This is a genomic window from Micromonospora sp. NBRC 110009 (assembly GCF_030518795.1).
In the GTDB taxonomy this organism is placed as follows: Bacteria; Actinomycetota; Actinomycetes; order Mycobacteriales; family Micromonosporaceae; genus Micromonospora.
The window spans coordinates 2,664,080-2,685,206 of record NZ_CP130427.1 but is presented as its reverse complement, the minus strand read 5'-3'; the positions used below and the strand labels follow the sequence as shown (position 1 = coordinate 2,685,206).

Annotated in this window: 17 protein-coding genes; 9 read left to right on the top strand and 8 right to left on the bottom strand. The window is 74.5% G+C overall.

Annotated elements, in window-relative coordinates:
• Positions 1-5: 5 nt before the first annotated feature.
• The 6 genes from Q2K19_RS12810 to Q2K19_RS12785 are packed head-to-tail and all read left to right on the top strand — an operon-like array spanning position 6 to position 8,167.
• The gene (locus tag Q2K19_RS12810; RefSeq protein ID WP_046568405.1) at positions 6-368 is read left to right on the top strand and encodes a hypothetical protein; all 363 of its coding nucleotides are present in this window, start codon (positions 6-8) and stop codon (positions 366-368) included.
• 49 nt (positions 369-417) lie between these two features.
• Complete coding sequence (locus Q2K19_RS12805; RefSeq protein ID WP_302770948.1) at positions 418-3,894, top strand: ATP-binding protein; 3,477 nt, start codon at positions 418-420, stop codon at positions 3,892-3,894.
• A 1-nt stretch (position 3,895) separates the two neighbouring features.
• Positions 3,896-5,827, top strand: a complete 1,932-nt coding sequence (locus Q2K19_RS12800; protein ID WP_302770945.1) for an MraY family glycosyltransferase — start codon at positions 3,896-3,898, stop codon at positions 5,825-5,827.
• Between the two features lie 5 nt (positions 5,828-5,832).
• Positions 5,833-6,384: a hypothetical protein gene (locus tag Q2K19_RS12795; RefSeq protein WP_446839663.1), complete on the top strand. Its 552-nt coding sequence runs from the start codon at positions 5,833-5,835 to the stop codon at positions 6,382-6,384.
• Positions 6,381-7,556 carry a M23 family metallopeptidase gene (locus tag Q2K19_RS12790; RefSeq protein ID WP_302770940.1) on the top strand — a complete coding sequence of 392 codons (1,176 nt, stop codon included), beginning with the start codon at positions 6,381-6,383 and terminating at the stop codon, positions 7,554-7,556. Before Q2K19_RS12795 ends, Q2K19_RS12790 begins: the two co-directional genes overlap by 4 nt.
• Before the next feature lie 11 nt (positions 7,557-7,567).
• Positions 7,568-8,167 carry a hypothetical protein gene (locus Q2K19_RS12785; RefSeq protein WP_302770937.1) on the top strand — a complete coding sequence of 200 codons (600 nt, stop codon included), beginning with the start codon at positions 7,568-7,570 and terminating at the stop codon, positions 8,165-8,167.
• Between the two features lie 7 nt (positions 8,168-8,174).
• On the opposite strand, the gene Q2K19_RS12780 is transcribed toward Q2K19_RS12785, so the two are convergent.
• Entirely contained in the window at positions 8,175-8,738 is a 564-nt protein-coding gene (locus Q2K19_RS12780) for an Rv0361 family membrane protein (RefSeq protein ID WP_302770935.1), read from the bottom strand.
• A 210-nt stretch (positions 8,739-8,948) separates the two neighbouring features.
• Here Q2K19_RS12780 and Q2K19_RS12775 point away from each other — a divergent pair, with 210 nt between their 5' ends.
• Both Q2K19_RS12775 and Q2K19_RS12770 read left to right on the top strand, forming a co-directional pair.
• Positions 8,949-11,471: an FtsK/SpoIIIE domain-containing protein gene (locus Q2K19_RS12775; RefSeq protein WP_302770933.1), complete on the top strand. Its 2,523-nt coding sequence runs from the start codon at positions 8,949-8,951 to the stop codon at positions 11,469-11,471.
• Positions 11,468-12,166 carry a hypothetical protein gene (locus tag Q2K19_RS12770; RefSeq protein WP_302770931.1) on the top strand — a complete coding sequence of 233 codons (699 nt, stop codon included), beginning with the start codon at positions 11,468-11,470 and terminating at the stop codon, positions 12,164-12,166. The genes Q2K19_RS12775 and Q2K19_RS12770 overlap by 4 nt, the downstream gene beginning before the upstream one ends.
• A 67-nt stretch (positions 12,167-12,233) precedes the next feature.
• Here the strand turns inward: Q2K19_RS12770 and folE are convergent, their stop codons facing one another.
• The 4 genes from folE to Q2K19_RS12750 form a co-directional block, all read right to left on the bottom strand.
• The gene (gene folE / locus Q2K19_RS12765) at positions 12,234-12,899 is read right to left on the bottom strand and encodes a GTP cyclohydrolase I FolE (RefSeq protein WP_302772458.1); all 666 of its coding nucleotides are present in this window, start codon (positions 12,897-12,899) and stop codon (positions 12,234-12,236) included.
• Positions 12,900-12,934: 35 nt separating this feature from the next.
• Positions 12,935-14,944 carry an ATP-dependent zinc metalloprotease FtsH gene (gene ftsH, locus Q2K19_RS12760; protein ID WP_302770929.1) on the bottom strand — a complete coding sequence of 670 codons (2,010 nt, stop codon included), beginning with the start codon at positions 14,942-14,944 and terminating at the stop codon, positions 12,935-12,937.
• Between the two features lie 376 nt (positions 14,945-15,320).
• The gene (gene hpt, locus Q2K19_RS12755; RefSeq protein WP_302770927.1) at positions 15,321-15,896 is read right to left on the bottom strand and encodes a hypoxanthine phosphoribosyltransferase; all 576 of its coding nucleotides are present in this window, start codon (positions 15,894-15,896) and stop codon (positions 15,321-15,323) included.
• A 99-nt stretch (positions 15,897-15,995) separates the two neighbouring features.
• On the bottom strand, positions 15,996-16,133 hold the full coding sequence (locus tag Q2K19_RS12750; protein ID WP_302770924.1) for a hypothetical protein: 138 nt from the start codon (positions 16,131-16,133) through the stop codon (positions 15,996-15,998).
• 151 nt (positions 16,134-16,284) lie between these two features.
• Here Q2K19_RS12750 and Q2K19_RS12745 point away from each other — a divergent pair, with 151 nt between their 5' ends.
• Positions 16,285-17,244, top strand: coding sequence for a GlxA family transcriptional regulator (locus tag Q2K19_RS12745; RefSeq protein WP_302770922.1), 960 nt, complete (start codon positions 16,285-16,287; stop codon positions 17,242-17,244).
• Positions 17,245-17,277: 33 nt separating this feature from the next.
• Here Q2K19_RS12745 and tilS read toward each other — a convergent pair whose 3' ends face one another.
• The 3 genes from tilS to dacB form a co-directional block, all read right to left on the bottom strand.
• A complete protein-coding gene (tilS, locus tag Q2K19_RS12740; RefSeq protein WP_302770920.1) occupies positions 17,278-18,261 on the bottom strand; it encodes a tRNA lysidine(34) synthetase TilS in 984 nt (327 codons plus the stop codon).
• A gap of 10 nt (positions 18,262-18,271) precedes the next feature.
• Positions 18,272-19,342, bottom strand: a complete 1,071-nt coding sequence (locus tag Q2K19_RS12735) for a zinc-dependent metalloprotease (protein WP_302770918.1) — start codon at positions 19,340-19,342, stop codon at positions 18,272-18,274.
• An 80-nt stretch (positions 19,343-19,422) separates the two neighbouring features.
• Positions 19,423-20,952, bottom strand: a complete 1,530-nt coding sequence (gene dacB, locus Q2K19_RS12730; protein ID WP_446839812.1) for a D-alanyl-D-alanine carboxypeptidase/D-alanyl-D-alanine endopeptidase — start codon at positions 20,950-20,952, stop codon at positions 19,423-19,425.
• Positions 20,953-21,127 lie beyond the last annotated feature (175 nt).

The window sequence follows — 21,127 nt, the reverse complement described above, 5'->3', positions numbered from 1 at the left end:
CGACCATGCGGCTGCGCACCGACGACGACATCTACCGGGCTCGTCTCGTCTACCTCGGGCCGCCCGGCTACACCCTTCCCGTCCACCTTCCATACGCCCAGTACGGCCTGTTCATGCTGCTCGTGCCCCTCTACATGTTCATCCACTGGCTGTTCACGCTGCAGGTGGAGCTCTTTCCCGCCTGGGAGATCTCGCTGGCCATCGTGACCACCTCGTTTGTCTTCCGGTACGTCGACCCGGACCGGCCGGCGCGCATGGTCATCCGGACCGCGCTGACGGACTGGCGGCGCACCCGGGAGCCGGCCGCCGAGCTGCGCGACCCGCGCCTGGTGGCGAGCCGGATCAGGATCCGGGAGGAACTGGCATGACCGGGCGTACGCCGACGGCGCAGCCGAACGACGCGGGTGAGGCGATCGCATGAGTCGCTCTTCCACGCCGGGTTCTCCGGCCGGACGCCCGGCCGGTCCGTACGGTAACCGAGCGCGATCGTTCGACTACCCAGAGGACGAGGAGCTGGACGAGGTCGTCCTCGACCCGGCCCTGGCCAGCAGCCCCGGGCAGGGGCGGGTCGGCGTCTTCCAGCCACCCCGGCCGGCGCGCAACCCCGGGCAGGAGCAGCGGGGCTCCGCGGTCGGCGACAACGGCGACATCGACTCGCCCTTCCTCGACCTCTTCGGCGGGGCGCAGCCCGGCGGGCGACGCCGGCCGGCGAGCCCACCCGCGGCCCAGCCCGACACCGTGGCACCGGTGGAGCCGACCCCGGTGGTGGCGCCCCCGCGGCGCGGCGTGGGGCGGGAGGCCCTGCCGATCCCGCACCAGCACGCCGCCCCCACCGGGCCGGTTCCGTCACCCGTCGAGCGCCGCCCCGTCGACGACGACGAGGCGGCGGCCGCCCCCCGGGAGAACCCGGCCGGGGTGCGGCAGGTTCCCCGGACCCGGGAGGTCGCCGAGGTCGACCGGGCCCTGCCCCGCGCCGCCGAGCCGCCGGAGCTCACCCGCGCCCCGGCCCGACCCGTCGGGCCGCCCGACCAGCCCCCGGCCCTCGACCCGGCACCCGTTCGGACCCGGCTGCCGCACCAGCCCGGCGACCGACTCCCCGCGCTGCGACCGACCGCCGAGCCCGAGCCGACCGACCCGGAGCCGACCGTTGAGCGACCCGGTCGCCGCGGCGACCGGCGAACGGCGGAGACGGCCCGGACGGCCAGCCGCGAGGTGGCCGCCGCGCCCAGCCGGGAGTTGGCCCCGCCGCCGCGCCGGGCGGTGACCCCGCCCCGGCAGCGGTCCGCGGAGCGGAGCCGGTCCGCCAAGCCGGTCCAGGTCCACCCTCCGAAGATCAAGTTCGGCGACCGCGACCCGTCGGTGGAGCTGGCGATCACCGAGATCGCCGGTCACCTCACCTTCACCCCCAACACCGTCACCGCCTGGTACTGGCTGCCCGAGGTGCGCTGGGCGTTCCGCCCCGACGCCGAGCGGGAGGCGCTGCTCTCGGCCATCTCCGAGCAGTACGCCGGCCTCGCCGGCTTCCGGCTGCACCTGCGCCGGACCACCCGCCCGTTCCCGGCCGACGAGTGGGCCCGCACCATCGACGCGCACACCGCCGCGCCGCTGCCCGACGTGCCCGGCACGGCCGGCTGGGCCGACCATCTGGTCGCCGCCCAGCGGCACCTGATGGCGGTCAACCACGCCGAGGGGCAGACCTACCTCGGCGTCACCTTCGCCCGCCGGTCGCTCGGCGACACGCTCACCGAACGGCTGCTGCGTACCTTCGGCCGGGGCACCGCCGACGGCGAACGCCGACGGCTGGGCCGCACGGTCGAGCAGTTCGACGAGGTGCTCGGCGCGTTCGGCATGCGCGGCCGCCGGGTCACCGCGCAGGAACTGGAATGGCTGCTCTACCGCTCGGTCGCGCTCTGCATGGCGCCACCCGGTGCCCTCTCGCCAGCCGGCAACGGCCAGTGGGAGCGCGGTGACCTGCTCGCCCTCACCGAGCAGGTCGAGCGCTACCGGACGCCGTACGGCTCCACGGTGAAGCTGGTCAACCGGATGACCGGCGAGGAACGGCACGTCGCCGTGCTCGCGGTGGGCCGGATGGAGCCGCTGGAGATCCCCGAGCGGCACGAGCCCTGGCTGCACTTCCACGAGCGGCTGCCGTGGCCGATGGAACTCTCCACCCGGGTGGACATCCTCGGCCCGGGCGACTCCTTCCGGAACCTGGAGCACCGGCTCCGGATGATCCGGTCGCAGCAGCTCGACTACGCGGAACACGGCATCGACGCCCCACCGGAGCTGGAGCGGCTCGCCAAGCGGGCGCTGGTGATCGGCGACGAGATGACCACCGGCCTGCCGGTCGACTCGGCGCGCGCGCACGGCTGGCACCGGATCGCGGTGGGCGGCCGGACCCGCGAGGAGTGCCTGGAGCGGGCCCGCCGGCTCATCCAGCTCTACTCCCGCGAGCTGCGCATCTCGCTCCAGCACCCCAAGAACCAGGACTGGCTGGCCCGGGAGTTCATCCCCGGCGAGCCGATCGCCAACACCGGCTACGTCCGCCGGATGCCGGTCAACCTGCTCGCCGCCGCCCTGCCGCAGGCCGCCTCCACCGTCGGCGACCGGCGCGGCGACCTGATCGGCCGGACCGCCGGCACCTGCCGCCGCCCGGTCTTCCTCGACCTGCACTTCCCGATGGAGGTACGCGAGCGCTCCGGCCTCGCCGTCTTCGTCGCCGAGCCGGGCGGCGGCAAGTCCACCCTGCTCGGCGCGCTCGGCTACCTCGCCGCCCGGCGGGGCGTGCAGGTGACCCTGCTCGACCCGTCCGGCCCGCTGGCCCGGCTCTGCGCCATGCCGGAGCTGGCGCCCTACTCGCGGGTGCTCAACCTGACCGGTTCCGAGCAGGGCACCCTCGCCCCGTACGCGCTGATCCCGACGCCGCTGCGCAGCGAGTTCAGCAGCGGCGCGGCGGGCGACCGGGAATACGAGATCGCCGTCTCCAACGCCCGCGCCGAGCGGCGCATGCTGGTGCAGGACATCTGCATGATGCTGGTGCCGCCGCAGGTGGCCCGGGAGGCGTCCACCGCCACCCTGTTCCGGCACGCCGTACGCCAGGTGCCGGCGGAGGAGACGTCCACCCTGGACGACGTGGTCGCCTGCCTCCAGGGGCTGGACGACGACGCCGGCCGGGAGCTGGCCAACCTGCTGCTGGACACCGCCGAGATGCCGCTCGCCATGCTCTTCTTCGGCCGGCCGCCGGAGGGGCTGCTCGGCGCCGACGCGGCGCTCACCGTGATCACCATGGCCGGGCTCCGGCTGCCCGACCTCAAGATCGAGCGCGAGTACTGGTCGGCCGAGGAGGCCCTCGCCCTGCCGATGCTGCACACCGCGCACCGGCTCGCCGTCCGGCGCTGCTACGGCGGCTCGATGTCCTCCCGCAAACTGGTCGGCCTGGACGAGGCGCACTTCATGGAGGGCTGGCGGTCCGGGCGGTCGTTCCTGGTCCGCCTCGCCCGCGACTCCCGCAAGTGGAACCTGGCCGCCCTGGTCGCCTCGCAGAACCCGAAGGACATCCTCGGCCTCGACGTCCAGAACCTGGTCTCCACGGTCTTCGTCGGCCGGATCGCCGAGGACACCGAGATCGCCTCCGAGGCGCTCCGGCTGCTCCGGGTGCCGGTCAACGACGGCTACGAGGCCACCCTGGCCTCGCTCTCCCAGGCCGACGCCGGCTCCGCCGCCCGGCTCGGCTTCCGCGAGTTCGTGATGCGGGACGTCGACGGACGCGTGCAGAAGGTCCGCGTCGACGTGTCGTACGTCAACGGGCTGCTGGAGCACCTGGACACCACCCCCGCCGCAGTCGCCCGGGTGGCCGGACAGCTGCCCACCGTCCTGGCTGATCTGGAGGCGTGACATGGCCAGGGCCCGGGCACGGATCGCGGCGCTCCTCCTCGCGCTCGGCATACTCGCCGCGGCCACCATCGCCTGGCCGGTGGTCGGGGCGACACCCGCGTACGCCGCCACTCCGGTCGCCCAGGCCCGGGCCGAGCTGTGCAGCACCAAGCAGTGGCAGGCCGACTTCCGCGCCTGCGTCGCCAAGCTCAAGGAGGTCAGCCAGGACCAGGTCGAGTGCCGCAACGCGCCGGTGCCGGGCGCGCCGGACTCGGGCCTCGCCGGCTGGTTCGCCTCCCGCCCGGACTCGGCCAAGCTCCCCGGCCCCAAGGGGCTCTACAGCGACTACGGCTACGCCGGCTACAGCTACACCACGTACGACGTCGACGGCGGATGCGCGTCGTCCGTGCTCCATCCGGACTACCGCTTCACCACCATGGTCGCCAACGGCGAGTTCATGTTCGCCAACGCGGTGATCGGGGCGTCGAACGCCCTGCGGGAGCGGGCCTGGGACCCGCGGTCGATGTGGGGCTGGGCGGACCCGCTGGTGGAGCAGGCGACCAAGGCCGTCTACCAGAAGGTGTTCAGCGTCTTCGGCATCATCACGCTCTGCGTGGTGGGGCTCTACCTGCTCTGGCGCTCGCGCCAGTCGGACATGAGCAACGCCATGACCACAGCCGGCTGGGCGGTGCTGGTCATGGTGGCGGTGACGGCCCTCGCCGCCTGGCCGGTGAAGTCGGCGAACATCGCCGACAACACCCTGATCACCACGCTGGGCGTCGTTCACGACGCCGTAGGCCCGGCGTCCCGGGACACTCCCCCCGGCCAGTGTGACGACCCGAATCCGCAAGCCTGCAAGGACCACCGTCCCCCTGCGGTGCGGGCCAGCGACACCGCCACCGAGACGATGCTCTACCGGAACTGGCTGCGCGGCGTGCTCGGCTCGGCCGACAGCGAAACGGCGAAGAAGTACGGGCCGGCGTTGTACGACGCCAAGTCGCTCTCCTGGGAGGAGGCGGAGAAGCTCCGCCAGAACCCGGCCACCCGTGAGGCCACCATCAAGGCCAAGCAGCAGCAGTGGGCCCGGGTCGCCGAGCAGATCAGGACGGAGGACCCGGAGGCGTACGAGTACCTCCAGGGCGTCCGGGACATGGACCGGGTCGGGGCCGGCTTCATCGCGGTGCTCGCCTCGCTGCTCTTCGCGATGTTCGACCTGACCGCCTCGCTGCTGGTGCTGCTCGGCTTCCTGATCTTCCGCTGGGCGGTGATCGCCGCACCGATCCTCGGCACGATCGGCCTGATGCGCCCGGCGAGCGCCGGCCTCCGCCGGCTGGCGAACGCGGTGGTCGCGGCCGTCTTCAACATCGCCATCTTCGGCACCGGCGCGGCCATCTACCTCTTCGCGGTCGACCTGATCATGAACACCCCCAGCCTGCCCGGCTGGCTCCAGGTGGTGCTGGTCTGGCTCTGCGGCGTGGTGGGCTGGTTGCTGCTCCGCCCGTACCGGCGGATCACCCAGCTCGGCGGCAAGGACAGCAGCGAGGCGATCAGCTCCGCCGGGTCGTGGCACCGCCGGTTCTTCCGGGACGTGCGGGTGGCGGCCCGGCTGGACGTGGTCGAGCCCGGCGGCACCGCCGAACCGGCGATCGGCCGGCGGCGCGGCGTAGCGCTCGACCAGAGCAGCCTCCGGCCGGAGGCCCGACACGAGGACCCGTCGCACACCACGGCCACCACCCGCCAACGCCCGGACGGGCAGGAACGGGCCGGCGAGGCCCCCACGCCGGACCGGCAGAGCCGACGGGACACCGTGGCACCCCGCCCGCGCCGAGCCCCGGCGACCTGGACGGAACCCGACGTCCCGGAGGAAGCTCCCTCCTTCGCGGTCTACCGGCCCGACTCGGCCGACCGTGCGCCGGCCAACCCGGCTCCCCGGGTGCGCTCCGAGGCACGGTGAGATCGATGCGTCGGGCGCTGGAGTTCCTGTTCACCCGGGTCCTGCGGTCCCGGCTCGGCGTCGCGCTGGTGATCGCCGCCCTGGTTTTCGGCGTGATCGGCGCGGCCCGGCTGGTCTCCGGCCCGATCGACCCGGCCGCCGGGCTGAGCAACCGGCCCAGCGAGCCGATCAGCACGGTCGACCCGGAGGCCGGTGACGACGGGGTGCTGTCGAGCCCTCCGGCGACGGTCTCCCCGAAGACCCGCCCGGGTGAGCTGCGCCCCGAGCAGGCCGCCGGCCGGTTCACCACCGCCTGGCTGACCGGCCCGGGTAGCAACGGGGACGACTGGCGGGCCCGGCTGCGGCCGCTGTCCACGCCCGCACTGACCGAGAAGCTGGACGGCGCCGATCCCGAGAGCGTCCCCGCCCGGCGGGTCACCGGTCCGGTGACGCTGCGACCCCGCACCGAGTCCTTCGTGGAGGCGCTGATCCCGCTGGACGACGGTCAGCTCCGGCTCGAACTGGTGGCCCCGGACGGTCGGTGGCTGGTGGACGCGATCGACTGGGAGCGGCAGTGAGCGCCCCGCCGGACGAGACCGCACCCCGTCGGCGGAAGCTGCGGGTCGGCGTGCTGGCCACCGCGGTGACCATCGCGCTCACCCTGCTCTGCTGCGTGGGCGGCGCCGGAGCGTTCCTCCTCACCGAGCTGGGCGACGACGAGCAGGACGGCCTGGCCGCCGGCCTGGCCTGCGACGCGGCTCACCAGGTCGACGTCACCGGACAGATGCCCCGCTTCACCGAGTACGGCGAGGGCCAGCTGCGCAACGCCGCCGTCATCATCAAGGTGGGCCAGGACCGGAAGGTGCCCGCGCGCGGCTGGGTCATCGCACTGGCCACCGCCATGCAGGAGTCCGCGCTGCGCAACCTCGCCAACAGCACCGTGCCGGAGTCGCTGGCGCTGCCGCACGAGGGCGTCGGGTCGGACCACGACTCCCTCGGCCTGTTCCAGCAGCGACCCGGCTGGGGCAACGTCCAGCAGCGGATGGCGCCCGCGTACGCCGCCGGCAAGTTCTACGACAAGCTGCTCGAGGTGCCGAACTGGCAGCGACGCCCGCTCACCGTGGTGGCGCAGCGGGTCCAGGTGAGCGCCTTCCCCGACGCGTACGCCAAGCACGAGGAGCTGGCCGGCCGGATCGTCGACGCGCTGGCCGGCGGCGCCGCCCGCACCGTCGAGGTCGCGGGCAAGGCAGTCTGTGACGCCGCGGCCGGCGCCCGGATCGCCGCCTCCGGCTGGACCGCACCGCTGCCGGGCGGCATCGTCTCCGGATTCCGCACCGCCGCGCGCCCCAGCCACAACGGGGTCGACCTCGCTGCGGAGAAGCGCACCCCGATCCACGCCGCCTCCGCCGGTCGGGTGCTGGTGGCCCGGTGCGACCCCGACCATTCCGGCCGCCGGGACTGCGACCGGGACGGCTGGCCGGGCAAGGGCGGCTGCGGCTGGTTCGTCGACATCCTGCATGCCGGTGGCTACATCACGCGCTACTGCCACCTGATCCAGCGGCCCGACGTGGTGCCGGGGCAGGCGGTGGAGGCGGGTCAGGTGCTCGGCCTCTCCGGCACCAGCGGGAACTCCTCCGGCCCGCACCTGCACTTCGAGGTGCACCAGGACAGCGACCGGTCCAGTCGGGGCGCCATCAACCCGGTGCCGTTCATGCGCGAGCGTGGCGCCCCGGTGGACGGCAACGCCTAGGTTCACCGGCCATGACCAACCCGCTGCCCGACCCGTTCGCGGACCAGCCCGACTGGACCCCGCTGCCGCCCCGACCCGTCGAGATCGTTCCCGCCACCAGCCGGATCGAGCTGCGCGGCCGCCGGGTGCTGGTCGGCCTCCCCGGCCTCGGCTGGCGCGGCGACCTGCGCGCCGACGAGCGGGTGGTGCAGGGCAGCCGGACGTACGTGCCGGTCATCCCGGAGCACGAGTGGTACCGGGCCGAGTCCGAGCAGGTGGAGGTCTTCGCACCGCTGGTGCCGCTGGAACGGGTCTGGGTGGAGACGGTGGCCCCGCGGCGGTCGGCCGCCGGCCCGCCCGAGGCGGGCATCCGGCTGGTCTCGCTGGACGCGCCCACGCGCCGCCCGCCCACGCCGGTCTTCGAGGCGGACTCGGTCGCCGGGCGGCGGGTCGTGCAGGTGACCGGCTCGACCGAGCAGCGCGACCTCCGGGCGGTGACCGAGACCTACTCCGGCGCCGACGGGGACATCTGCGTCCGGGTGGCACCGGAGCTGGAGTGGTACCGGTGGGCGTGGCGCGGAGCGGCACCGACCACCCTGGAGGTTCCGGTCCACCTGCTCTGGCTCGAGTGAGTCGCAATCAACCGATCTTGTTGCCCCCGCAGACGCGCCAGCCGTCGCGATCGATCACCTCGAACTGCCAGTCCTCGCGCCGGCTGCTTCGCGTCTGGCCGTTCGCGGAGCTGGCGATGGTCAGCGTCGTGGTCACCGACTCCTTGCCGTCACCCGTCTTCACCTGAGCCAGAGGCCCCCAGCTCACCCGCACCACGACATCGAAATTCGCCTCGCGCTGCTCCAACTCGTCCCGGAGACCATGGACGGCGCTGAGGTCGCCGCCGTCTCCACATGCGAACTCCTCGGCCTTCGTGTCGTCGCGGTCCACCAGGAGCGCCCGAAGGTAGTTGTCCACCACGACGTCCGGGGCGCTGCGGTCGGGGGCGGTCGCGCGGTCGTACAGCACGAAGCCGATCACCGCGCCGCTGCCGCAGAGCAGCGCCAGCACCCCGGCGACGATCGCGAGGACGGTCCGCAGCCGCCGGCGCGGACGTTCCGGCGCGGGAGCCGGCGCGGGGGGCGCCAGCTGCTCGGGCGGGGTCCGCTGCGCCGGTACGCGGGAGACCTGGGAACCGGCGGGGGGCTGCACTGATTCCACCTTTTGAGGCTATCGGCTGCGCGCCGCGTACCCAATGCCTCAGATCTCCGGATCGTGGCGAACCGCCGGGACGGATGCCGGGTGAGGCTGCTCACCGCGGCGGGTAAAGAGCGGCGCAGCGCCGGGCGACATCCCGGAGGACGGCGCTCGGCTGGGATACCGTCACAGCTCGGGGAGGATAGGTCGGCCTCGGGAAGAGAGGTGGACGCGGTGGCGAGTCCGAAGGCGCGAGCCGGCCGGGCCGCCGTTCTGCACCGCCGGGCGGAGGCGGCCGCGTCGGCCGCCGCCGGCATCCTCGACGAGATCCGGCCCGCACCCGCCGATCACCACCGGCAGTACGAGCTGGCCGAGCGGCTCCGCGCGTCGGCGGCGCTCGCCGCGCCCGGCTGGGCCGGGGACCCGCTGGAGGGCCTCACCGTGGCGACCCCGCCGGGTGACGGCCCGCCGCCCGTGGTCCGGGTCGGCACCGCCGCGCCGTTGGACGACGCCCGGTTCCCCGCGCTGGTGCCGTTGCTCGGCAGTGGACACCTGACGGTCGACGCCGACGCCGGTGATCCCCGGGTCGCCGGGCTGCTCCGGGCCCTCCTGCTCCGCCTCTTCGCCGCCACTCCGGCCGGCGCGCTGCTGGTCCGCGCAGTCGACGGCACCGGTCCGGCGGACACCTTCGCCGGCTTCGCGGCGCTGGCCGACGCGGGGCTGCTGCCGCCGCCGGCGACGGACGCGGCCGGGCTCCGGGCGGTCCTGGCCGAGGCCGAGCAGTGGGTGGCCGCCGGCACCGCCCGGCAGCGCGGGCACGACCGGACCCTGCTGCTGATGCTGGCCACCCTGCCGGACGGCACGGCCCCCTCGGACCGCGCCCGGATCGAGGGACTGGCCGCCCAGGGGCACCGGGCGGGGCTGCACCTGGTGGTGGCCGGCTGGCCGGCGGCGGCGCCGCTGCCCCAGGCCACCAGCATCGCGGTGCGCACCGCGTACGCGCTGGTCGGTGACCCGCCGGGCGCGGCGCTCAGCGGTCCCGGGGCGGAGTCGCCGGGTGGGCTGAACTCGCCGGTGTTCCTGGCGGAGGATCCACCGGTGAAGTTGGTCGCCGGGGTCTGCCGCCGGCTGGCCCGGCAGATCGAGGACGGCACCCGGCTCTCCCTGTCCGACCTGCTGCCGGCCGGGGAGCGGTGGCAGTCGAGCTCCACAGATGCGCTCAGCACGATGGTCGGTGACGCCGCGGGCCGGCCGGTCAGCCTCGGCTTCACCGAGCTGACCCCGCACTGGCTGGTCAGCGGTCGCTCGGCGGCGGGCCGGTCCGCGTTCCTCACCAACGTGCTGTTCGGGTTGACCGCCCGCTACGCCCCGGACGAGCTGGTCCTCCACCTCGCCGACCTGGGCGACGGTGACTCCTTTGTGGAGTTCCTGCAGACGGAGCGGGACCGCTCCTGGGTGCCGCAGGTCCGGACCGCCGGGATGGCCGCCGACCGCGAATACGTGGCGGACCTGCTGGAGGAGCTGGCGGCGGAGCTGCGCCGCCGCGAGGACGCCGGCCGGCGCGCCGGCGGGCAGCGCTACGCGGAGCTGCGCGAGCACCAGTCGCTGCCCCGGATCGTCTGCGTGATCGACAACTTCCCGCTGTTGCTGCGCGAGCGGGACCGGCTGGCCACCGATCTGCTGGCCCGGCTGGACGCGCTGGCCCGCGCCGCCCGGGCGTACGGGATCCATCTGGTCCTGGCCGGCGAGGGCGACCTCGGCATCGGCGGCCCGCGTGACCCGCTGCTCGGCCAGTTCCCGGTCCGGGTGGCGCTGCCCGGCGGGTCGGCGGTGCTGGAGCCGACGAACGACGCGGCGGCCGGGCTGCCGGTGGGCAGCGCGGTGGTGAACACCGCCGGCGGGCTCGGCGGGCCGCGCGGCGCCACCCGGGGGCATGAACGGATGATCCGGTTCCCGGATCCGCACGAGGACCCGGACGCCCTCGCCGACCTGCGGCACCGCCTCTGGTCGGCCCGGCCGGAGGGCGGCCTCCCGCCGGTGGTCTTCGCGGGGTACGCGCGACCGCTGCTCACCAACGACCCGCGGTACCGGGCCGCGCTGGCCGGACGGGCACCGGCCCCGGCCGCGCTGCTCGGCCGGGCGGTGGACGTGCACCGCTCCACGGCGGCCGTGCCGCTCGGGCCGGCCGCCGGCCGGAACCTGGCGGTGCTGGGCCGGGACGAGGAGGCGGAGCGGCTGCTGGTCACGGCGGTCCGGAGCGCGGCGGTGCAGCCCGGCAGGGTCCGGTTCGTGCTGGCGCCGCTGGCGAACGGGTCGGCCGGGCCGGCGGCGGCGCTCGCCGAGGAACTGGCCGAGCGGCACGAGGTCGAGACGGTCGACGTGGCCGGGCTGCGGGCGGCGATGGAGGAGGACGCACCCGGCTACCTGGTGGTGTTCGGCCTGGACGTGCCCGACGCGGACGAGCTGCCGCCCGAGCTGCTGCGCTCACTGCTGCTGGAGGGCCCGCCGGGCGGGCGGCACCTGCTCGGCTGGTGGCGTTCGGTGGCGCCGTTGACCGGGCTGCTCGGCCCGGAGGGCGAGGTGGACAAGCTGACCGCGGTGGTGGTGACGGACGTGCCGGGCGGCCGGCTGGAGCAGCTCTTCGACCGGCCGGTGTCGTGGCGGCCGCGGCCCGGGCGGGCGGTGCTCTGGGACGGCCCGGGCGAGCAGGGGACGGTGCTGGTGCCGTTCGGGGAGGAGCCGGCGTGAGCGAGACAGGCGTGGCCGTCCCCGCACCCCGGTCCGGCGGCCCGACGGCGGAGGTCGACCCGGCACAGGCGGCCTGGGCCGACTACGTGGCCGCCGCGCGGCAGCTCGACGGGGTACGCCGGGCCGCGGCGACCGCCGCCAGTGAGCAGGCCCGATCGGTGGCGGCGGCCCGGGAGGAGCTGACCGCCGTGCGGGAGCGGCTGGCGCCGCAACAGTCGCGGCTGCGGGAGCTGGGCGTACCGGCGATCTCGCTGGCGCCGACGCCGCCGGAGGTGACCGAGTCGGTCCGGTCGATGGCCGGTGGGCCGGCGGCGGTGCTGGCCGCCCTGCGGGCCGCGCGCGGCTGGGCGGAGGCGGCGGACGACACCCTCGCCGCCCGGGGCCTGCCCCGGCTGGCCCGCTGGCCGGCCCGTCCGCGCAACCTGCTGGTGTACGGGCCGCTGGCGCTGGTGGTTCCGCTGGTCCAGGTGGTGCTCTTCCTCGCCACCGGCACCGGCCCGGTGAGCATCCTGGCGCTGGTGATCGGCCTGCCGATGCCGGCGGTCGCGTTCATGGCCGGCTGGCTGGCGGTCGGGCGGCTGTTCCGGCCCCGGCCGGAGGACCGGGTGGACCGGACGCCCCGCTTCGGCGCGCTGCTCTGTCTGGTCCCGGCGGTGCTGACCACCGCCGGCCTGGTCCTGGCCATGCTCGGCTGAGCGCCCGGAACGGCGACGGCCGCGCGGCTCCGGGTGGGAGCGGCGCGGCCGTCGAGTGGGGTCCGGGTCAGCGGGGGATGATCAGGGCCATCGCCTCGGCCCGCGACTTCGCGTCCCGCTGGAGGGTGCCGCGTACCGCCGAGGTGATCGTCTTGGCGCCGGACTTCTGGATGCCGCGCATCGCCATGCACATGTGCTCGCACTCGAGCACCACCACGACGCCGCGCGGGTCCAGCTTGGTCATCAGCAGGTCGGCGATCTGCGAGGTGAGCCGCTCCTGGACCTGCGGCCGGCGGGCGAAGACCTCGACCAGCCGGGCCAGCTTGGACAGGCCGGTGATTCGGCCGTCCCGGCCGGGAATGTAGCCGATGTGCGCGCTGCCCCGGAACGGCAGCAGGTGGTGTTCGCAGAGGCTCATCACGTCGATGTCCCGGACGAGCACCAGCTCCTCGTGGTTGGCCTCGAAGGTGGTGCTGAGCACCTGCGCCGGGTCGACCCGCAGGCCGGCGAAGAGCTCGGCGTACGCGCGGGCGACCCGGGCCGGCGTCTGCTGGAGGCCGTCCCGGTCCGGGTCCTCGCCGACGGCGACGAGGATCTCCCGGACCGCCTTCTCGATCCGGGCCAGGTCAACCGTCTCCTCCACCGGGCGCCCGGTCAGCTTGCCGCTGATCAGGCGCGCGGCGACGAAGTCGAGCCCGTCGTCGGTGTCGGGCTCGGTCGCGGAGACGGCCAGCTCCCGGTCGGGGGAGCTGGCCGTCGGTTCGCTGCTCAGTGGGTGCCGTCCGAGTTGTTCGAGGCGGACCCGCCGACCGAGGCCCCGTCGGCCTGGGCCTGGGCCTTCAGGGCGTCCTTCTCGGCGGGCGTGAGCACGGGCGGCTCGGTGGAGGGCTGACGCTTGCCGAAGCCGTGGTACGGGGCCATCGGCGGGCGCTTCGCCACCCGGGCGCAGATCCGGGCCATGTCGGCGGTGGAGAGGGTCTCCTTCTCCATCAGTTCGAGCACGATGTTGTCCAGGACGTCCCGGTACTCCACCAGGATCTCCCAGGCCTCGTCGTGGGCCAGCTCGATCAGCGCCCGCATCTCGCCGTCGATCTCGGCGGCCACCGCGTCGGAGTAGTCCCGCTCGTGGCCCATGTTGCGGCCGAGGAACGGCTCGTCGCCGCTGGTGCCGTACTTGATCGCACCGAGCTTGGAGCTCATGCCGTACTGGGTGATCATCGCGCGGGCCAGCTGGGTGGCCTTCTCGATGTCGTTGCCGGCGCCGGTGGTCGGCTCGTGGAAGACCAGCTCCTCGGCGGCCCGGCCGCCCAGCGCGTACGCCAGGGTGTCGATCATCTCGGCCCGGGTCTGGGTGTACTTGTCCTCGGTCGGCAGGACCAGGGTGTGGCCCAGCGACCGGCCCCGGGACAGGATGGTCACCTTGTGCACCGGCGCGGCGTGCGGCAGCGCCCAGGCGACCAGCGCGTGCCCACCCTCGTGGTACGCGGTGATCTTCTTCTCCTGGTCGCTCATCACCCGGGTCCGGCGCTGCGGACCGGCGATCACCCGGTCGATCGACTCCTCCAGGGAGTCGTTGGTGATCGCCCGCTGGTCCTTGCGGGCGGTGAGCAGGGCGGACTCGTTGATCACGTTGGCCAGGTCGGCGCCGCTGAAGCCGGGGGTACGCCGGGCGACCGAGTCGAGGTCGACGTCGGGCGTGAACGGCTTGCCCTTGGCGTGCACCCGCAGGATGGCCTTGCGGCCCTCCATGTCGGGGGCATCGACCGGGATCTGCCGGTCGAAGCGGCCCGGGCGCAGCAGCGCCGGGTCGAGGATGTCCGGCCGGTTGGTGGCGGCGATCAGGATGACGCCGCCCTTGGTGTCGAAGCCGTCCATCTCGACGAGGAGCTGGTTGAGGGTCTGCTCCCGCTCGTCGTGGCCGCCGCCCATGCCGGCGCCACGGTGCCGGCCGACGGCGTCGATCTCGTCGACGAAGACGATCGCCGGCGCGTTCGACTTGGCCTGCTCGAAGAGGTCGCGGACCCGGCTGGCGCCGACACCGACGAACATCTCCACGAAGTCCGAGCCGGAGATGGAGTAGAAGGGCACCCCGGCCTCACCGGCGACCGCCCGGGCGAGCAGGGTCTTACCGGTGCCGGGCGGGCCGAAGAGCAGCACGCCCTTCGGGATCTTGGCGCCCAGGGCCTGGTATTTCGCCGGGTTCTGCAGGAAGTCCTTGATCTCGTGCAGTTCCTCGACGGCCTCATCCGCCCCGGCCACGTCGGCGAAGGTGGTCTTCGGCGTGTCCTTGGTGATCATCTTCGCCTTGGACTTGCCGAAGTTGAGCACCCGCGAGCCGCCGCCCTGCATCTGCGACATGAAGAACAGCAGCAGGAGCACGAGCAGCGCGATGGGAAGGAGGTTGACCAGCAGGCTGACCCAGATGCTGTCCGACGAGACCTTGGTGTCCGCCGGGCCGGTGATCCGGTTGGCCGACTTGGCCGCCAGGACCTCGTTCCAGACCTGGTTGCCCACCTCGTAGGGGAACTGGGCCTCGATCCGGTCGGTGGTGGTGTCGCCGAACTTGGTCTTCTGCGCCAGGTCGAGCTGGAGCGTCTGCTCCTTGTCCTGGAAGACCGCCTTGTTGATCTTCGCAGTGTGGAGCTGGTCGAGCGCCACCGACGTGTCCACGCGGTGGTAGCTGGGGCCAGCCGTGAAGACTTGACTGAGCAAAACGGCGCCGAGGATGACCAGGATGATCCAGACCACCGGTCGGCGGAAGAAACGCGTACGTTCCATGCTGTCGTCGGGCGCCGAGACGCCCGCATCCTCCTGATCGACGTCCTGACCGTCTGAATGGTGTCGCCGCCGCGGGCGGCGGCCGCAGCCGCCGTGCGGGCCGGCCCCGACCCCGAGGCGCGCCGAGTGGCGCGTCGCGGTCATTCGACGGTACACCGTTCGTGCCAGATGTGAGCTTGCGAGCCCGGCACTTACGCGTACGGCGAACCCAGGTTTGGGCCGGCGTGACGGGAACTCCCCACCCGACCATCCGACCGCCCGGTCACGCGGTGCGAGGGGTCGGGCCTGGAGGGTGCCTCCACGCCACCGGCCTCCACCGTAGTCCGGAAGGCTGAGAGCCCGCTGAACGTCCGCTTGACGGATCCCGAGCGGCCGCTCAGGCCCGCGCGTACACCTCGGGCTTCAGCACGCCGACGTAGGGCACCTCGCGGTAGCGCTCGCCGAAGTCCAGGCCGTAGCCGACGACGAACTCGGTCGGGATGTCGAAGCCGACGTACTTCACCGAAACCGGCACCTTCACCGCGTCCGGCTTGCGGAACAGGGCGACCACCTCGACGCTGGCCGCGGAGCGCGACTCGAGGTAGCGCAGCAGCCAGGAGAGGGTCAGACCGGAGTCGACGATGTCCTCGACGACCACCACGTGCCGCCCGGCGATGTCCCGGTCCAGGTCCTTGAGGATCCGGACCACGCCCGAGGAGGTGGTGCCCTGGCCGTAGGAGGAGACGGCCATGAACTCCAGCTCGGCGGGCGGACCCTGGCGACCCAACGCCCGGGCGAAGTCGGCCATGAACATGACCGCGCCCTTGAGCACGCAGACGAGCAGGAGACCGTCTTCGACGTGCGCGTAGTCCGCGGAGACCTGCTTGGCCAGTTCCGCGGTCTTCTCGCGGATCTGCGCCTCGGAGATGATCACGTGGTCGATGTCGGCGTCGTACCAGGAGCCGTCAGCCATGCTCCTAGCCTGCCGTACGCCCGATGGCCTCCGTCGGCGGGGCCGCCCCTTTTGGCGCGGTCCCGCCGGGGACATTCGGCGCTGAATGGGCAAATCACCTCAGCAGGTGCGGGAGCGCCAGCGCCGCCCGTCGTCGGTCGGCTTCCAGTCGGCCGAGTCCCGGGTGTCGGCGGTCAGCCCCACGGCGCTGGCGACGACGAGAAAGAGCAGGAACAGCACAAGCAGCAGGACGGTCATGGCGGCGCTCGCTTTCGCGTGGTTGATGTCGGTTTCGCCGCCGGTGCGCACCGGACTGGAACCAGTTTGCGCCCCGCCGCACCCACGCTGACAGTGGCAGGGATGCCAGTAGGCCTCGATTTCCTGCCACCCGTCGGGTTACCCTCGTCACATGCTTCGATCCGTGGCCGTGGTCGCCCTCGACGAGGTCGCCGCGTTCGAGCTCGGCGTGCTCGCCGAGGTCTTCGGCACCGACCGCACCGCCGACGGCTTTCCCGGCTACCGCTTCGACGTCTGCACCGTGGACGGTGGGCCGGTGCGCAGCCGCTCCGGCTTCCTGCTCACGCCGCACGCCGACCTGACCCCGATCGAGGACGCCGACCTGGTGGCCGTGCCGGCACACGCCGACGGCGCCGCCGTCCCGGGGCCGGTCCTCGACGCGCTGCGCCGGGCCGCCGACCGGGGCGCCTGGCTGCTCAGCGTCTGCTCCGGCGCGTTCGTGCTGGGTGAGGCGGGGCTGCTCGACGGGCGGGACTGCACCACCCACTGGCGGCACGTGGACGACCTGCAACGGCGGTTCCCGGCCGCCCGGGTGCACTGCAACTCGCTGTACGTGCAGGACGGGCGGCTGCTGACCAGCGCCGGCACCGCCGCCGGGATCGACGCCTGCCTGCACCTGGTCCGCCAGGAGCACGGCTCGGCAACGGCCACCCGGCTGGCCCGGCGGATGGTGGTCCCCCCGCACCGCGACGGCGGCCAGTCCCAGTACGTGGAGGCGCCGATCCCGAAGGCGCCGGAGGCGCCCACCCTGGAGCCGGTGCTGGAGTGGCTGATGGGCCACCTGGACCGGACGGTGACGGTGGACGAGCTGGCCACCCGGGCCGGCATGGCCCCGCGTACCTTCGCCCGCCGGTTCCGCGCCGAGACCGGCACCACCCCGCACGACTGGCTGACCAACCAGCGGGTGCTGCTGGCCCGGCGGCTGCTGGAGGAGACCCGGCTGAGCGTGGAGACCGTCGCCGACCAGGCCGGCTTCGGCGACGCCGCCGCGCTGCGGCACCACTTCAGCCGCCGGGTGGGCACCACCCCGCACGCCTACCGGACCACGTTCCGGGAGCGCGTCGAGGTCTGATCACCAGCCCGGCATCGCGGCAAAAACTGCGGGTCAGCCGGGGGCGAGCCGCCCGGCGCGGCGGACCACCGGCAGCGCCCCGGGCAGCTGCACCGCACCCTGCCCGTGCCAGTCGGTGACCAGGGCGTCCAGCGCGGCGACGTGCCGGTGTGACAGGGCGGCCGGCGGCGCGCCCAGTTCCCGGGCCCAGGCGTGCAGCACCCGGGTACGGACCGCCGCCGGCAGCGCGGCCAGCGCGTCGACCGCGAGCCCACCCTCGGCGGACCGGGCGTCGGCGAGGGCCGCGGCGGCCAGGTCGTCGAGGGCGGCGGTGTCGGCCGCGAGCAGCCGGGCGGTCCGGGCCAGGTTGTCCACCACCCCGGCGCCGAGCGCGTCGACCAGGGCCGGCAGCAGGTCGGTGCGGACCCGGGAGCGGGCGTACACCGGGTCGACGTTGTGCGGGTCGTCCCACGGGGTCAATCCCAGTGCGGCACACGCCTTGCGGGTGTCCTCGCGGGCGACATCGAGCAGCGGGCGCAGCAGCGGCACCCCGGACAGCTCCCGGCGCTCCGGCATGCCGGCCAGGCCGCGCGGGCCGGCGCCCCGGGCCAGCGCGAGCAGCACCGTCTCGGCCTGGTCGTCCCGGGTGTGGCCGAGCAGCACCCCGGCCGCGTCGTGCCGGCGGGCGACCGCGACCAGCGCCTCGTAGCGGGCCTCCCGGGCGGCCGCCTCCGGACCGCCGGCCCGCCCGGCGACCCGCACCGGCACCGCCTCCACCGGGTCCAGCCCGAGCTCACGGGCCCAGCCGGCGACCGCCTCGGCCCGCTCGGCGGAGCCGGGTTGCAGGCCGTGATCCACCGTGACCAGGCCGACCCGCCGGCCGAGCCGGGGCGCCACGAAGGCGGTCGCGGCGGCCAGGGCGAGCGAGTCCGCGCCGCCGGAACAGGCCACCAGCACCGGCCCGGCGCCGGGCAGCCCGGTCAACGCCCGGCGTACGGCGAGCCGGACGGCGGCGACCGGTGGGGCGAGGGCGGCCACGGCGACCGGCTCAGCCGGCGGCCGGGGGGACGTTCGCCGGGCCGCCGTGCACCCGGGCCACCCAGGCGTCCGGGTCGCCCAACTCGTCCAGCCGGGGCAGGGTCAGCGGCGAATTGAAGACCTTGTTGAAGCCGGCCATGCCGACCCGGTCGACGACCCCGTGCACGAACTTCCGGCCCTCGGCGTACTGGCGCATCTTGACCTCGATGCCGAGCAACCGGCGGATCGCCTTCTCCAGCGGGTTGCCGGCCTCCCGGCGGCGGTTGAACGCCGCCCGGATCGACTCGACGCTCGGGATCACCTGCGGGCCGACGCCGTCCATGACGAACTCGGCGTGCCCCTCCAGCAGCGTCATCAGCGCGGTGAGCCGGTCGAGCACGGCCCGCTGCGCCGGGGTCTGCACGATGTCCAGCACGCTGGCCCGGCTCTCCGGGTCCTTCACCGCGTCGGAGAGGGTGGCCACGCCCCGCCGCAGCCGCTCCAGCAGGTGCTCACCGGCCTGCGCGGCGTCCACGAACGCCTGCACCTCGCTGAGGAAGTACGCGCGCATCCACGGCACCGCGGTGAACTGCGTCCGGTGGGTCACCTCGTGCAGGCAGACCCAGAGCCGGAAGTCCCGGGTGTCGGCCCCCAGCTTCCGTTCCACCTCGACGATGTTCGGCGCGACCAGCAGCAACTGGCCGGGGTCGCCGGCGAAGACCTCGTACTGGCCGAGCACCCGGCCGGACAGGTACGCCAGCACGGTGCCGGCCTGGACGCCGGTGAGTCGGGACCCGATCGCCTCGGTCAGCGGGCCGGGCCGCTTGTCGCCGGAAAGGCGGCTCACCAGCGGGCCGATCACCTCACGCAGCCCGGCGATGTTCGCGGCCGCCCAGTCCCGGCGGTCCACCACCCGGACCGGCGGGTGGCTGACCTGGGAGCGCAGCCCGGTGTAGTCGGCGACGTGCCCGGCCGCCTCCTCGGTCAGCCGTCGCAACTCGCCGACCACGTCGGTGGCCTCGGCGTACGACACCCGGGGCCCCGACTTGCCCAACGCCCCCGCGGTCGCGGCGGCCAGATCCCAGTCCACGAACTGCGCCATGAACCCACCGTACCCGCGCCGCGACACCCCAACCGGCGCTCACGCCGGCCGATCGACGCCGGTCGCAGGGTGCCCGGAGGTCAGCGGCAGCCGCAGCGGGCCAGCGTGGAGCTGATCCGGTCGAGGGCCTCCCGCGTCTCGTCGAGGGTGTCCGGCGGGGTCCGGTCGGTGAGCACGGCGAAGGTGAGCAGCCGCCCGTCGGCGGTGGTGACCAGCCCCGCGATGGCATTGACCCCGGTCAGCGTGCCGGTCTTGGCCCGGACCACACCGGCCCCGGCCTTCGTGCCCGACTCCCGGTAGCGGTCGTCCAGGGTGCCCGACCAGCCGCCGACCGGCAGGCCACCGAAGATCGCCGCCAGCTCCGGGTGGCTGCCGTTGCCGGCCAGGGTGATCAGGTCGGTGAGCAGGGACGGGCTGATCCGGTTGGTCCGGGACAACCCGCTGCCGTCGGCCAGGCTGATCTCGTCGGCCGGCAGCCCCAGCCCGCCGAGCACCTCGTCGGTGGCGGCGGCGCCGCCCACGAACGAGCCGGGCTTGCCCTTGGCGAGCGCCACCTGCCGGGCCAGGTACTCGGCGATCACGTTGTCGCTGTCCCTGATCATGATGTCGACCAGCCGGACCAGCGGCAGCGACTCGACCTTGCCCAGCTCGGTGCCGGGCGCGGCGGCCGCGCCGGCGGCGGCGGCCCCGGACGCGGCGGGCGCGTTGCCCCGCTTGACCTCGGCGGCGGCCCCGGAGAGCCCGAGCAGCCGGGCGAACTGCCGGCCGGCGGTCAGGTCCGGCTCGGGCACCCGCTCGGCGGCGCCGTGCGTGTCGTCGAAGGTCTTCCGGGCCTCCTGCGGGTCCCGCCGGGCGGCGTCGGTGGTCAGCGCGGCGATCGCCGCGCCATAGCCGCCGGTGGGGATGTCGGCGTCCCAGCCGGGTTCGTACACCGGACCGCTGAACAGGGACGAGTCGACGGTGACCTTGGTCGGCGCGGTGTCGCCGAGCGCCTTGCGCACCTGGGCGGCGAGGTCGTCCAGCCGGGCCGCGCCCGGGTAGAAGCCGTTCTTGTCCACGGCGAGGCTCGGGTCGCCACCGCCGACGAGGACCACCTCGCCGGGGGTCGCGCCGGCCACCGCCCGGGTGGGGATCCGGTACGCCGGGCCCCGCGCGGCCAGCACCGCCACCCCGGTCGCCAGCTTGGTGACCGACGCGGGGACGGTCGGGGTGTCCTGGCCGTCGCCGTAGAGCGCCTGACCGGTGGCCACGTCGGCCACCGACACGTGCACCCGGTCGCCGAGCGCGGCGGCGCGGACCAGCGGTTCGAGCGCGGCGCGTACCCCGTCGGGGGTGGGCTCCGGCGCGTTGCCGTCCGGGCCGGCGAGCACGGCCGGCGGGTCGGGTTCCGGCGGCTGGGCGCTGGCCCCGGGCGAGGTGGCCCCGCCGCCGAGCCAGCCGGCGACCGGGCCGGGGCGGACCACCGCGAGCCCGACGACGGCCAGCGCGATCACCAGCACGGCGGCCAGCACGGCCACCAGCCGGAGGCCCCGCCGGCGGGCCGGCGGGGGCGGGACGGCCGGGGCGGCCGGGGCGGGACCGGACGGCGGGACGGGCGGGCTGACCGGTATCCCGCCGGGCGCGCCGTGCCCCGGCCAGCTCACCGGGGCGCTCGGGCCGGCGCCGTACTGTCGCGGGTCGGCCCGGCCGACGGGGGCGGACCCGCGAGCCGGGGAGGGGTTCGCGCCGGGGACCCGGACGCGCCCGGTGGCACCGCCGGAGTCGGAACGGCCGGAGTTCCGCCCG

Coding starts and splice junctions, on each gene's coding strand:
- hpt (WP_302770927.1), bottom strand. CDS start 15,896: ATGGCTGACGGCTCCTGGTACGACGCCGACATCGACCACGTGATCATC.
- Q2K19_RS12810 (WP_046568405.1), top strand. CDS start 6: ATGCGGCTGCGCACCGACGACGACATCTACCGGGCTCGTCTCGTCTAC.
- Q2K19_RS12735 (WP_302770918.1), bottom strand. CDS start 19,342: ATGGCGCAGTTCGTGGACTGGGATCTGGCCGCCGCGACCGCGGGGGCG.
- ftsH (WP_302770929.1), bottom strand. CDS start 14,944: ATGGAACGTACGCGTTTCTTCCGCCGACCGGTGGTCTGGATCATCCTG.
- Q2K19_RS12795 (WP_446839663.1), top strand. CDS start 5,833: ATGCGTCGGGCGCTGGAGTTCCTGTTCACCCGGGTCCTGCGGTCCCGG.
- Q2K19_RS12805 (WP_302770948.1), top strand. CDS start 418: ATGAGTCGCTCTTCCACGCCGGGTTCTCCGGCCGGACGCCCGGCCGGT.
- Q2K19_RS12800 (WP_302770945.1), top strand. CDS start 3,896: ATGGCCAGGGCCCGGGCACGGATCGCGGCGCTCCTCCTCGCGCTCGGC.
- Q2K19_RS12785 (WP_302770937.1), top strand. CDS start 7,568: ATGACCAACCCGCTGCCCGACCCGTTCGCGGACCAGCCCGACTGGACC.
- Q2K19_RS12745 (WP_302770922.1), top strand. CDS start 16,285: ATGCTTCGATCCGTGGCCGTGGTCGCCCTCGACGAGGTCGCCGCGTTC.
- Q2K19_RS12750 (WP_302770924.1), bottom strand. CDS start 16,133: ATGACCGTCCTGCTGCTTGTGCTGTTCCTGCTCTTTCTCGTCGTCGCC.